At 58.8% G+C, this 12,185-nt stretch carries 12 protein-coding genes; 2 read left to right on the top strand and 10 right to left on the bottom strand.

Annotated elements, in window-relative coordinates:
- Positions 1 to 12 precede the first annotated feature (12 nt).
- Both C2846_RS03025 and C2846_RS03020 read right to left on the bottom strand, forming a co-directional pair.
- Entirely contained in the window at positions 13 to 609 is a 597-nt protein-coding gene (locus C2846_RS03025; protein WP_080050517.1) for a DUF4823 domain-containing protein, read from the bottom strand.
- Between the two features lie 16 nt (positions 610 to 625).
- The gene (locus C2846_RS03020) at positions 626 to 1,522 is read right to left on the bottom strand and encodes a radical SAM protein (RefSeq protein ID WP_119700631.1); all 897 of its coding nucleotides are present in this window, start codon (positions 1,520 to 1,522) and stop codon (positions 626 to 628) included.
- Positions 1,523 to 1,736: 214 nt separating this feature from the next.
- Between C2846_RS03020 and C2846_RS03015 the strand changes: the two genes are divergently transcribed.
- Positions 1,737 to 3,404, top strand: a complete 1,668-nt coding sequence (locus C2846_RS03015; protein ID WP_119700630.1) for a carboxylesterase/lipase family protein — start codon at positions 1,737 to 1,739, stop codon at positions 3,402 to 3,404.
- A gap of 41 nt (positions 3,405 to 3,445) precedes the next feature.
- Here the strand turns inward: C2846_RS03015 and C2846_RS03010 are convergent, their stop codons facing one another.
- From C2846_RS03010 to C2846_RS02985, 6 genes are all read right to left on the bottom strand, one after another.
- Positions 3,446 to 4,459 carry an amidohydrolase family protein gene (locus C2846_RS03010; protein ID WP_080050514.1) on the bottom strand — a complete coding sequence of 338 codons (1,014 nt, stop codon included), beginning with the start codon at positions 4,457 to 4,459 and terminating at the stop codon, positions 3,446 to 3,448.
- Between the two features lie 57 nt (positions 4,460 to 4,516).
- Positions 4,517 to 5,170 carry a TetR/AcrR family transcriptional regulator gene (locus C2846_RS03005; protein ID WP_080050513.1) on the bottom strand — a complete coding sequence of 218 codons (654 nt, stop codon included), beginning with the start codon at positions 5,168 to 5,170 and terminating at the stop codon, positions 4,517 to 4,519.
- Positions 5,171 to 5,409: 239 nt separating this feature from the next.
- Positions 5,410 to 6,258: an ABC transporter permease gene (locus C2846_RS03000; RefSeq protein ID WP_080050512.1), complete on the bottom strand. Its 849-nt coding sequence runs from the start codon at positions 6,256 to 6,258 to the stop codon at positions 5,410 to 5,412.
- A gap of 3 nt (positions 6,259 to 6,261) precedes the next feature.
- On the bottom strand, positions 6,262 to 7,119 hold the full coding sequence (locus tag C2846_RS02995) for an ABC transporter permease (RefSeq protein WP_119700629.1): 858 nt from the start codon (positions 7,117 to 7,119) through the stop codon (positions 6,262 to 6,264).
- Between the two features lie 2 nt (positions 7,120 to 7,121).
- Entirely contained in the window at positions 7,122 to 8,237 is a 1,116-nt protein-coding gene (locus C2846_RS02990) for an ABC transporter ATP-binding protein (protein ID WP_119700628.1), read from the bottom strand.
- 68 nt (positions 8,238 to 8,305) lie between these two features.
- Positions 8,306 to 9,364, bottom strand: coding sequence for an extracellular solute-binding protein (locus tag C2846_RS02985; protein WP_080050509.1), 1,059 nt, complete (start codon positions 9,362 to 9,364; stop codon positions 8,306 to 8,308).
- A 94-nt stretch (positions 9,365 to 9,458) separates the two neighbouring features.
- On the opposite strand from C2846_RS02985, the gene C2846_RS02980 reads away from it, so the two are divergent.
- Complete coding sequence (locus tag C2846_RS02980; protein WP_119700627.1) at positions 9,459 to 10,610, top strand: aminotransferase class V-fold PLP-dependent enzyme; 1,152 nt, start codon at positions 9,459 to 9,461, stop codon at positions 10,608 to 10,610.
- Between the two features lie 259 nt (positions 10,611 to 10,869).
- Here the strand turns inward: C2846_RS02980 and C2846_RS02975 are convergent, their stop codons facing one another.
- Both C2846_RS02975 and C2846_RS02970 read right to left on the bottom strand, forming a co-directional pair.
- Positions 10,870 to 11,646 carry a TatD family hydrolase gene (locus tag C2846_RS02975; protein ID WP_119700626.1) on the bottom strand — a complete coding sequence of 259 codons (777 nt, stop codon included), beginning with the start codon at positions 11,644 to 11,646 and terminating at the stop codon, positions 10,870 to 10,872.
- Positions 11,647 to 11,825: 179 nt separating this feature from the next.
- Complete coding sequence (locus C2846_RS02970) at positions 11,826 to 12,182, bottom strand: PilZ domain-containing protein (RefSeq protein WP_080050506.1); 357 nt, start codon at positions 12,180 to 12,182, stop codon at positions 11,826 to 11,828.
- Between the last annotated feature and the right edge of the window lie 3 nt (positions 12,183 to 12,185).

The raw sequence follows: 12,185 nt of genomic DNA, 5'->3' as shown, positions 1-12,185 counted from the left end.
GAGTCTCTCCTGTCAACGACCGAGCAGACGCCGGGTATAGTCCTCGAGCGGCCGCCGCAACAGGTCTTCGGGCTTGGCCTTGTAAAACTGCAGGAAGCCGCCGCGCGCCTGAATGACCGCATAGTCGACCATGTAGCGGTTACCGGTTTCCATCAGAATCAACTGTAACACCGCGCGGTCACGCCCGACATCAGCCAGTTCGCCCGACTCCTCCCACTCCTCACGGGTACTGACGCCGTCTTCGGCGCGGGCAAAGCGGGTGTACAGCAGGTAATCAGCCTGGTGGTTGATAGCCTGCTCCAGTGCCTGCTCCAGCCCAAGCGGCTGCTCGGCGCGCCGTACCAGCGGAAAAACCTGTACGGCGGCGGCAAAGGTCTCTTCGGCCACCACATTGGGCCGCGCATAGGGATGACCTACCGGGACAAAATGCCCTTGGGCAATGAACAGCTGCGAGTCTGACTGCAGCGTCCAGGTTGCGCTGCGGGTCAGCGTGTAATGATCCATCAACCCGGCATCGCCCAGATAATAGCGAGCGCTCTGCTGCATATCGGACGGTTTCATACAGCCAGCCAGCACCAGCACTACCGCCACAAGCCATCCCAACCGCATAACTCTCTCCTTGACGCTACAGCCCGCGCATCCACTCAGGGCGCAACTTCACCCGCTCCGGCTGCTGCAGGGCGGTGCGCACCTGCTCAAGCATACGCCCCTTGTCAGCTCCAAGCACACCCTTGAGCACCAGGTAATTGGAAGCATGGTCACTGCGAAACACCGTGCTGTCCAGCTCCAGAGTCTGCAGGAAGGTCAGCATCTCGCGGAACAGTCCCTGCTGATCGAGCGGCTGGAAGTCGGCATAACGCTCCTTGAAGCGTTCCATACCCTGAGGGAAGCTGACCACCAGAGTGGACAGGTATTCAGGCTGAGTTTCATTCATCAGTTCTGCCGAGTGCCGGGCGTGCTGGTCGCTCAGGCTTTGCCCACCCAAACCGTTGAGGATCATCACCGAGCGCTGAATACCAGCCTCGCCAGCCTTGATCAGCGCCTCGCTGGTAGAAGCCCGGGTTTCGCCTTTGTTGACCCGCTCCAGTACCTGATCATCGCCGGACTCGGCCCCGACATACAGCATCGCCAACCCGGCTTCGCGCAGCTCGCTCAGCTCAGCCACAGACTTGCGCTTGAGGTTGCGCGGCAAGCAGTAGGAGGTTACCCGGTTGACCTCGGGCATATGCTGGCGGATCGCTTCAAGGATGCGCAACAGACGATGGGTAGGCAGCACCATGGCGTCGCCATCGGCCAGAAATACCCGCTGCACCAGCAACTGTTCACCACAGCGCTGAATTTCCTCCAGTACCTCAGCCTCATCACGAGCCCGAAATTTCTTCTGCGGCGCGGTGTACATTTCGCAGAACGTACATTTGTTCCAGGAACAGCCATTGGTGACCGGCAGAATCAGTGAGTGGGCTTCGCTGGGCGGTCTGAATACCGGTTCGATATAGCTGACGGGAAACGGCTGTGCGGCCATGGAGTACTCCTGAAAACAACGCCTGAGTCCAGAGCGGCTCGGATTCGAACGCGCCAGTCTAAACGATGTAGCAGCAAAATGGGATCACCCATCTCCGGGTCTGACAGCGCCATGTGAAGCAATTAGCATTTATGCCTCGCAAGCCTTCCAAACAAAGATAAAGACTCAGGAAGCGCGATTCACTACAACCGTATGCGCATGGGGAACCAGAATAATGACAACAAACCGCGCCCGCCCGGGCTTCATCCTGACCAGCCTTTCAGCGCTGGTCGTCGCCGCCAGCCTAAGTGGCTGCCTGTCCAGTTCAGGTTCAAGCTCGAGCTCCAGAGCCACAGAGCCGGAAGCCAACCCGTTGCTGGCCAGCACCAGTGAAGGTGACATTCAGGGCATCGCACTCAACGGTATGCGGGTATTTCGTGGCATACCCTACGCCGCCGCACCGGTCGGCGAACTGCGGCTGGCTCCAACCCAGGCTGCCGCGCAGCGTGATGCCGTGCTGGAGCTGAGCGAAGAGTTCGGCGCCATGTGCCCGCAGACCAGCCTGATGACCGGACAGCCGCAAGGTGATGAAGACTGCCTGTTCCTGAATGTTTACACCCCTGACCAGGCTGAAGATCTGCCAGTGATGGTCTGGATCCATGGTGGCGCCTTCGTATTTGGCGATGGCGGCGGCGAGTATGACCCCACCCGCCTGGTCCAGCAGGACGTAGTTGTCGTTACCCTCAATTATCGGCTTGGCAATCTTGGTTTCATGGCACACCCATCACTGGAGTCCGATGGTGGCAACTTCGGCCTGATGGACCAGCAGCAAGCCCTGCGCTGGGTCAAGCAGAACATTCAGGCCTTTGGCGGCGACCCGGACAACGTGACCATTTTCGGCGAATCGGCCGGTGGCCACAGCGTCATGAGTCATGTGGTTTCACCGCGCGCGCAGAGCGAAGAACTGTTCCACAAGGCCATCGTACAGAGTGGCTCCTACGCGCCCTTCCAGGTACCTAAGGTAGCCGCCCAGTTTGGCGGTGTGCAAATTGCCAATGCCCTGGGCTGTGACGACCTGGCAACCGCTGCTGACTGCCTGCGCGCCTTGCCGGTTCCAGCTCTGCTGGCTGCCCAGGGTTCGCAAAGCATGCCGAGCGTAGACCCGGATAGCGATCTGCTGCCTCTGTCGATCATGGCCGCGCTGCAAACCGGCCAGTTCAATACCAACCTGGACATGATGATCGGCAGCAATCAGAACGAAGGCACCTTGTTCATTGCCCTTGATGAGCTTGGCGGCGCGTCGCTGGAAACACTGGGCGAAGCGGAATACCGTAGCCGGGTAACCAGCTTTTTTGCACCATACCAGGCCAGCGTGCCCTACGATGATGATCAGATCGCCAGCGATTATCTGGGGTTCTATGCCAGTGAAAGCGCTCCGCTCTCCACCGCCCTGTCCGCCATCTGGACCGATTTCATGTTCGCCTGCAACAGCAGCCTGCACGCCGGCACCTTCGCCGCCCAGGGTATGAACACCTTCAAGTATTGGTTCCGTGATGAAAACGCTCCCTGGACGCTGGTCAGTCCGGCCCTGGTGAGTTTCGACATGGGTGCCACCCATGCTGGCGAGATTCCTTATGTGCTCTACCCGCAAGAGCTGATGCGCGAGCGTTACACCGGCACTGATGAGGAGATCGACAATCTGGCCGGCCTGATGGTTGATTACTGGACATCGTTCGCCAAGTTCGGTGACCCCAACACCAGCGATGGGGTCGCTCCTGCCTGGCCGCAAGCGGCCGACAATCAATACCTGGTACTTGATCCGCCACAACCGGCCAGCACCAGCGCCCTGACCTTCCTCGGCTATCACCGCTGTGGTTACTGGGCCAATCCGCCTCTGCGTTAACCCGCCACCCAAACCAACGCCGGCATTTGCCGGCGTTGGCCTCAGTCCAGCTCCTGACGCACCGCTTCGGGCAGGATCGCCACGAAATTATCCCGCGCCACCTGGTGCGCAACCGATTCAGGCAAAGCATCCAGGAAAGGGTCGAAAGCCTGAAGATGATTGCCCAGGTTGCCGAACCGCCCGACCACATCCGAACCAATCATGAAACGTTCAGGAAAACGCTCGACCAACGCCACCCAGTCTGGATCTGGCGCCCCCTGGTCGTCGAGCAGATAAGGCTCGAGCATGGTCCAGGATAGGTCGATATACAGGTTCTGGTAGGTCGACAACAGCCGTTCAAGCTGCGGCAACAGGAACTCAAGATATTCCTGATGGCGATGAATCTCCATGCTGGTACCGGCATGCGCCCAGATGAAGCGGACATCCGGGTGCTCACCAAGCGGCTCTTCTATTTCCTGTAAATACAGCGGGTTGCGCTCACGTTTTGAAGTAATGTTGCTATGTACCATCACCGGCAGATCATGTTCGGCGGCCAGATGGTAAACCCGATTCAAGGCTGCGCTGTTGGCCCGTGGCGGCTCGCCATGGGTCAATGCAGTCAGGTCGTCATGACGGGTAAAGATTTCACCGATCCCGTGCCACAACCCAGGATCACGCTCCAGCAGCCGACGGATATGCGCAGCGGCATTTTTGTCGCTGGGGTTGAAGCCCGAGATGAACGGATGGAAATGTCGGCGCTGCTCGGCACTCAGGCCCTTGAGCGCATCGGCGATCAGGTAGTCGGTAGCGCTGTACCAATAGACCGGAGCATCATCCCCGGCATAGTAGCGCGGGCGCTTGGGTTCATTCTCGTGCCACATCTTGGCTACCGGGATGCCCGACAGCATTACATGATCGATCCGCCTGGCCTGCATTTCCTTGAGCAAGCGTTCCATCCCGGCGGATTTCTGGAAGAAGTCAACATAGTGCAGGTGGGCGTCACTGTAGCGGTAGTCTCTGGCCTGAGCCGGCAGCGCCAGCAATGCGCAGAGTGCGTACAGGATAAAGCGGGCCACGGTATATCTCCTCTATCACTAGCAGACACACCATAGACCCGCCGTATTGCTCGGGGTTCAGACTTTTGCTGGAGCGCCGCCTTCGCCTTCCTTGCGGCGCTTGAACTTGTTGCCCATGCGCACCCCGACATCCATCAGAAACTGCATGTAGCCTTCCGGATCACCGATCTCCTCACGCCAGAATGGCGAGTGATACATGGCCATCGCGCCGTGGACCAGAGCCCAGGCAGCGCAATAGTGGAAATACGGCGGTACGTCTTCCAGCGAACCTTCATCAATGCGCAGTTGGATCACCCCTTTGAGGTGATTGAAGTTGGAGGCCCGGATCTGGTGCAACTGCTCGACCAGTTCCGGCAACTGGTTGGCCTTGACCACCTTTTCTTCCAGCCGGTCAAACAACCGATAGCGCTCGGGATCGCTCATGCGGAAGGCGAAGTATTCGCGCGGCAGCGCCGCCTTGTCCTTGATAAAGGCATCGGAGTGCAGCAGCTCGGCCAGGTCACGCTCATAGTCCAGCATCAGGCGCAGATAAATCTCGGCCTTGGACTTGAAGTGCTTGTAGATGGTGCCTTTGCCGATACCGACTTCGTCGGCGATCATCTCAACGGTGACGCTATCCTCTCCCTGTTCGAGGAAAAGACGCAGTGAGGTGTCGAGAATTTCCTGTTCACGGCGGCGAAATTCGCGCACCTTGCGTGATTCTTTCTGCATTGATGTACCTGAATCCATAACGGCAAAGTGCATCATTATGCCAACTAAATGACCGATTGCACATTGTTGGTAACAGAAATGACCAATAGGGTCTGTTAAGGAACCTCTGAAAAACGTAGGCGAGGCAGGCAAGACAAGGCAAAAACAGCCGAAAAAGCGGAGTTTACTTAATGTAAATGAGCATTTTGAGGCTGTTTTTAACGCAGTATTGCCAACGCAGGTAGTTTTTCAGAGGTTCCCTAAGGCCTGCGCTGAACCCAGATGCTGACCAGCGCCAGCAACATCGAGCCCAACATCAGCAGCAAGGACACGGCATTGAGGACAGGGGTTGCTCCCTCACGCAGCCGACTGAACAACGTGATCGTCAGCGGCGCATCGGAGCCGACCAACATCAAGGTGGTGTTGAAGTTCTCGAACGACATCAAAAAACACACCAGCGCCGCACCAATGATTGCCGGCGCCAAAAATGGCAGAGTCACGGTCAATACGGCCACCAGCGGCGTAGCCCCCAGATTACGGGCAGCCTCTTCCAGTTGCAGGTCAAAGGTCCGTAGCCGGGCGGCAATCACCAAGGTGGCTATGGTAGTCAGAAAAGCAAATTGCCCCAGCACCACCAGCAACAACCCGGGGCGCAGCATGTCCAGTTCAAGATCATGGTTGAAGTCAAAGTAGTTGGCGATGCTGCTGGCAAACACCAGAATCGAGATGCCCAGAATCACGCCGGGAATCACCAGCGGCAACAACATCAGGATGAACAGCAGGTTTTTGCCCGGGAACTGATGGCGCTCGAACAGAAAGGCATTGAGCGTGGCCAGACTGATTGACGCCAGCGTCACCCAACTGGCTACCCAGGCGCTGGTGCCGATGCTGCGCAGAATCGGCCGGTCATCGAACAGGCCGATCCGACCGCTGCCGGACAAGAACCAGTCCAGAGTAAAGCCTTGCCAGGGCAAGGCCGGAAAGCGGCTGTCGTTGAAGGCAAACACCGCCACCACCAGCAAAGGCGCGGCCAGATAGATGAAAAAAGCCACGACATAGGCTGCGTAAATCCAGCGAAACCGGCGGCTCAGGGGCAAGGAGGCAATCATGCTTCACCTCATGGTCTGACTGAACGACTGGCCGCTGAGCTTGAGCCCAAGCCAGACGATAAGCGAAGACAAGAACAGCAGCAGCACGCCAAAAGCGGCGCCCTGCTCCCAGTTGAAGCGGGTGATGAACTGAGTGAAGATCTGTTCGGTGAACCACAGACTGTCCTTGCCGCCGAGCAGTACCGGCGTCAGGTAATTGCCCAGAGTCAACATGAACACCACAATGCAGCCAGAGACGATGCCGGGCATGGCGTGTGGAATGATGATGTCGCGCCAGACACTCAGGTGATTACCGCCAAGGTCATAGGCGGCCTCCACCAGGCTGTTATCGAGGCTGTCCAGCGTCGTCACCAGCGGCACGACCATAAACAGCATCGAGGCATAGATCAGCCCAACCATGATCGCCACATCGTTGTAGAGCATTTCAACCGGCCCACTGGCCAACCCCAGCCATTGCAAAAGGCCGCTGATCACACCGCTTTCACGCAGCAGGATCATCCAGCCATAGGTGCGTACCAGCTCGCTGACCCAGAACGGCACCAGGCAGGCGAGAAACAGCGTGGTACGGGCACGGCCACGTACCAGCTTGGCGATATACCAGGCAACCGGCAAAGCGATCACCAGGGTCAGGAAGGTGGCCAGAATCGACATCAGCGCCGTGCGCAGAAAGGTGCGCCAGTACAAGGATTCGCTGAAGAAGGCCTGATAGTGCATCCAGCTGAAACGGTACTCACCGAACGCTACCCGCTCACGCAGTGACACCGTCAACATGTCCAGATGCGGCAGCAGGATCAACAGCAATAGCCACAACAGCAGCGGCAGCATCAACAGCAGCGTTCCCAGACGCCAGGTGCTGCTCATGTTCAGGCTCCGGTCTCGGGGAAATACAGCCCCTGATCGGCAGCCCAGCCCAACGTCAGCAAATCGCCTGGACGCAGCCGGGCGTAAGCCGGGGTCTGAGGTAAGCGTACGGTCAGGTTCAGGGGTTGGCTACCCGTCGCCACACTGACTTCGATCCGGCTGTTGGCTCCATCGAACAACAGGGTCTCCACCCGCGCGGACAGACGGTTATCCAGCTCACAGGGCATGTCCGGCAAGCAGGCGACAATGCTTTCCGGGCGCACGAACAGACTGGCCTGGCTACCAGGCGCTACCGGCGCAGTGGCCGCCCGGGCCTTGACCCGCAACCCACCAGCCAGCTCCAGCTCAGCATGCGGACCGGCCTGAAGCAGACGTGCAGCCATGCGATTGCTGTCGCCAACGAAGCCCGCGACAAACGGCGTTTGCGGGTTGTAGTACAGCCCCTGGGGGCTATCGACTTGCTCGAACCGGCCCTGGTTCATCACCGCCACCTGATCCGACATCACCAGCGCCTCGGACTGGTCGTGAGTGATGTAGATGAAGGTGGTGCCGAAGGTTTGCTGCAATTGCTTGAGCTCCACCTTCATCTGTTCACGCAGTTTCAGATCCAGTGCACCGAGCGGCTCATCGAGCAACAGTACTGCTGGCTCAAGCACCAGACAGCGGGCAATCGCAATCCGCTGTTTCTGGCCGCCGGACAATTGCTCGGGCTTCTTGTCGCCGCTGTCGGGCAGACCGACCCGCTCCAGCACATCCGCCACCCGGCGACGAATTTCCTCACGGCCAGTCCCTCGGCGCTTGAGCCCATAGGCGACGTTGTCAGCCACGCTCATCATCGGGAACAGCGCCAGGTGCTGGAACACCATGTTCAGCGGCCGCCGATTGGGCGCAATCCCCAGCATCGAACGACCCTTGATCCGGATGTCGCCACTATCGGGTTCAAGAAACCCGGCCAGCATGCGCAGCAGCGTGGTCTTGCCGCAGCCGGAAGGCCCGAGTATCGAGAAAAACGAACCGGCAGGAATTTGAAAGGAAACGCCGTCCACCGCCTGATGGCCGGCAAACCGTTTGCAGACCTCCTGGCATTCGAGGTCAAAGGGCTGATTGCCTGATGTCATGAGTTACCCTGGCCCACTATGGAAATCAAGGCGCCGGCCCTGAGGCCGGCACCTGCCATATGCTCAGGTCAGTGCGCCTGAATCCGATCGAGAATACGCCCTTCAAATGCCTCAAGCCCCGGTGGTACTGGCGGATACCACTTGATGTTATCCAGCGCCTGTTGATCGAAGCTGTCCTGGAAACTGGCCTTGAGCTGTTCGTTGACGAACTCTTCGGAGCCCTTGGAGGCGGTAAAATTGCCAGCCGACTCGGTGATCCGCGCTGCGATATCCGGTCGCATCACGAAGTTGATCCATTGATAGGCGGCGTCATCGTTGCGTCCCCGGCGCGGCAACACAAAGGTATCGATCCAGCCCAGCGCGCCACTGCTGGGCGCGACAAAATGAATCGCCGGGTTTTCTGCCTGCAGCTTCCAGCCGCCGGCATCCCAACCCTTGGCTGCCACCACCTCGCCGGAAGCGACCAGATTGATCAGTTCATCACCACCACTCCAGTAAGCCTTGACGTTGGGTTTGCAGGCGACCAGCTGCTGTTCAACCTTTTGCATGATCTGCTCGTAACGCGGCATGTCGGCATAGGCGGCGAACGGGTCCTCACCCATAGAGAAGGCCATGCCGATCAGAATCGGCCGACGCAAACGATAGGACACCCGGCCAGCCAGCTCAGGCTTGCACAGATCAGCGAAATCCTTGACCTGATCAGCTACGCTGTCATGCACGATCAGCCCGGTGGTGCCCCAGACATGAGGTACGCCGTAGACTTCATCGGCAATGGCGGTATTGCTTTTGGTGGCCTCAAGCATGGACTCGATGAACAGACTGGTGTCGATCTTCGACAGGTCCATCGGCTTATAGATGCGGTACTCCTGTTGCGCGCTGGTTACCCGGTCCTGACTGGGCTGAGCCAGATCGAAGCCGGAGCCACCGGTGGCCCGCAACTTGGAAATCATGTCTTCATTATTGGAGAGTGTCACCAGAACCTTGATACCGGTCTCGCGCTCAAACTCGCTGACCACGTCTTCCGGGGCATAGCCACCCCAGGTCAACAACCGCAACTCCGAGGCCATCGCGCCCAGTGGCAGGCACAATCCCAGCACGGCAGGTAACAAAAGCTGCTTGATTGGCATAAACGCATCCTTGTTCTGTTAAGGTGATACAACCAAATTAGGTCAAACCCATGACAGTATAGTTACCGTCCTGCACTTTGCCCGGAGCCATTCAATGCTGCACCAACCCCTCTGGGATGCCGAATTCCCCCAACTCAACCAGCTCTGCTACCTGAATCACGCCGCTGTGGCACCCTGGCCCAAACGCGCCGCCGAAGCTGTCAGCGCCTTTGCCCGGGAGAACCTGGTTCAGGGCGCCCGTGACTACCCACGCTGGTCGCAGGCAGAGAAACATTTGCGCCGGCAATTGCAGTCACTGCTCAACGCCGCCTCGGTCGATGACATCGCACTGGTCAAGAACACCTCTGAGGCCCTGTCCTTCGTCGCCATGGGACTCGACTGGCAGGCTGGTGACGAGATTGTGATCAGCGACCAGGAGTTCCCTTCCAACCGGATTGTCTGGGAAGCCCTGGCGCCCCAGGGTGTGCGCCTGAACCAGGTGAGCCTGGACAGTCCTGACCCCGAAGCTGCATTGATTTCAGCCCTGGGACCCGACACCCGCCTGCTGAGCATCAGCTCGGTGCAATACGGCAGCGGGTTACGGCTTGACCTTGAGCGCCTGGGCCGGGCCTGCCGGGAGCACGGTGTGCTGTTCTGCGTCGATGCGATCCAGTCACTGGGCGCCCTGCCCTTCGACGTTCAGGCCATTGATTGCGACTTCGCCATGGCCGACGGACACAAGTGGCTGCTTGGCCCGGAGGGCCTCGGCGTGTTCTATTGCCGGGCGCCGGCGCGTGAGCAGTTGCGTTTGACCCAGTTCGGCTGGCACATGGTCGAAGCCCTTGGCGACTACGACCGTGAAGACTGGCAACCGGCGAGCAGCGCCCGGCGCTTTGAACCCGGTAGCCCGAACATGCTGGCCCAGCAGGCCCTGTCGGCCAGCCTGTCGTTGCTGCTGGATGTAGGGATGGAGCAGGTAGCCTTGGCGCTGGAACAGCGTATTGAGTATCTGCTTGAGCAACTGCGCCAACGACCCTTTATCGAACTATTGAGTCCCAGCGAGCCTGCACGACGAGCAGGTATCGTGACCTTCAGGTTGCACGAGCGGAGCCAGGCTGCAGTCTTTGAGCAATTACGCAAGGCTGACGTCGTCTGCGCCCAGCGCGGCGGAGGCATTCGCTGGTCGCCACATTTCTATACTCCGCAGCGGGTCTTGGACCAGGCGCTGATGCGTCTGGATGAGGCTTATCGCCTGACCCAGGCCTGAAAGACTAACAACGGTTGACGATAAGCTGCCGTTGAACGTATTCCAAATCAGTTTATAAAACCCGCGATTGGCGCTGGAAAGCTGGGGATTATCATCAATACTCAACGTATCAGGCCTGCGGCATCTCCCCCAAGTGCCGTGCCTGTCTGGACGGGCAGCGTGTCCCGTCTGTGTATCACTCCTAATGGTCTTGACCCGAATCCATCCCCCAGGATTCGGGTTTTTTTTGCCTGAAACACACCTGATTGTGAGTAGCGCCTCAGGCAGACAGGGGAAACAGCCGGTGAAAATTGGCCGTGGTCTGTTCGGCCAATTGCTCGAAGGACTCACCCCGCAGCTCAGCCAGGAAACTGGCCACCTCATGCACATACTGCGGCTCGTTGGGCTTGCCCCGATGCGGAACCGGTGCCAGGTAGGGCGAATCGGTCTCCACCAGCAGGCGGTCGGCCGGTACCTGGCGGGCAACGTCACGCAGGGCCTCGGCGTTGCGGAAAGTCACGATCCCGGACAGGGAAATGTAATAGCCCATATCCAGTGCAGCTTTGGCCATGTCCCAATCCTCGGTAAAGCAATGCAACACGCCGGCCTGAGGCAGATCGGCTTCGCGCAACAGCGCCAGGGTATCGGCTCGGGCTTCACGGGTATGAATGATCACGGGCTTGCCGGTCTGCTGGGCAGCCTGAAGGTGGCAACGAAATGAAGCCTGCTGCTGGGCTGCCAGCTCCGGCTCGTAGTGGTAATCCAGTCCGGTCTCGCCAATGGCCACCACCCGGGGATGCGCCAGCGCCTGGATCAGCCACTGGAGATCAGTAGGCTCGGAACGGCTGAGATCCAGCGGGTGGATACCCACACTGCAATACACATCGGCATAGCGCTCGGCCAACGCCTTGACGGTAGGGGCATTGGCGGCATCGACACCAATACACAGAAATTTGCCGATACCGCGGGCTCGGGCAGCATCCAGGGCCGCATCCAGCGAACCGTTGTGGGCTGTCAGATCCAGACGGTCAAGGTGGCAGTGGGAGTCGATAAGCATGAAAAAATCTCTGGCTTGCAGCCTTTAATCCTAGCTTTGGAACGCTGACAAGCTCGTCATTGCGAGGAGTGTAACGACGCGGCAATCCATACCGCTCTGCCAAGTGCAATCCGGATATGGACTGCCACCTCGCAATAGCGGGAAAGAACGTTTCAGCAGTTCGCTGGCTTCTGGTTTCTTTACATCGTATGCGTTGGACGGTCGGACTTTAGCGCACCCGCCAGATAGGTCTCGATCTTGCTGCGGGCAGTGTTGTCCTGGTCGCTGAACTGCACGCCAATGCCGGCGGCACGGTTACCCTGGGCACCTTTCGGAGTAACCCAGATCACCTTGCCAGCCACCGGTATCTTTTCCGGCTCTTCCATCAGGTTCAGCAACATGAACACCTCATCGCCCAGCCGGTAGCTCTTGTTGGTCGGAATGAAGAGACCGCCATGTTTGACGAAAGGCATATAGGCCGCATACAACACCGATTTGTCCTTGATGGTCAGGGACAGAATACCGTTGCGGGGTCCCGGTGCGGTCGGATTATTCATAAG

Source organism: Pseudomonas jilinensis, from assembly GCF_003586265.1.
In the GTDB taxonomy this organism is placed as follows: Bacteria; Pseudomonadota; Gammaproteobacteria; order Pseudomonadales; family Pseudomonadaceae; genus Halopseudomonas; species Halopseudomonas phragmitis.
This window is presented reverse-complemented; position numbering and strand designations above follow the sequence as displayed.

Bases quoted from the DNA above. Each gene is read 5' to 3' on its own strand.
- C2846_RS02975 (WP_119700626.1), bottom strand. From the start codon at position 11,646: ATGCTTATCGACTCCCACTGCCACCTTGACCGTCTGGATCTGACAGCC.
- C2846_RS02995 (WP_119700629.1), bottom strand. From the start codon at position 7,119: ATGAGCAGCACCTGGCGTCTGGGAACGCTGCTGTTGATGCTGCCGCTG.
- C2846_RS02980 (WP_119700627.1), top strand. From the start codon at position 9,459: ATGCTGCACCAACCCCTCTGGGATGCCGAATTCCCCCAACTCAACCAG.
- C2846_RS02990 (WP_119700628.1), bottom strand. From the start codon at position 8,237: ATGACATCAGGCAATCAGCCCTTTGACCTCGAATGCCAGGAGGTCTGC.
- C2846_RS02970 (WP_080050506.1), bottom strand. From the start codon at position 12,182: ATGAATAATCCGACCGCACCGGGACCCCGCAACGGTATTCTGTCCCTG.
- C2846_RS03000 (WP_080050512.1), bottom strand. From the start codon at position 6,258: ATGATTGCCTCCTTGCCCCTGAGCCGCCGGTTTCGCTGGATTTACGCA.
- C2846_RS03015 (WP_119700630.1), top strand. From the start codon at position 1,737: ATGACAACAAACCGCGCCCGCCCGGGCTTCATCCTGACCAGCCTTTCA.
- C2846_RS03020 (WP_119700631.1), bottom strand. From the start codon at position 1,522: ATGGCCGCACAGCCGTTTCCCGTCAGCTATATCGAACCGGTATTCAGA.
- C2846_RS03025 (WP_080050517.1), bottom strand. From the start codon at position 609: ATGCGGTTGGGATGGCTTGTGGCGGTAGTGCTGGTGCTGGCTGGCTGT.
- C2846_RS03005 (WP_080050513.1), bottom strand. From the start codon at position 5,170: ATGCAGAAAGAATCACGCAAGGTGCGCGAATTTCGCCGCCGTGAACAG.
- C2846_RS02985 (WP_080050509.1), bottom strand. From the start codon at position 9,364: ATGCCAATCAAGCAGCTTTTGTTACCTGCCGTGCTGGGATTGTGCCTG.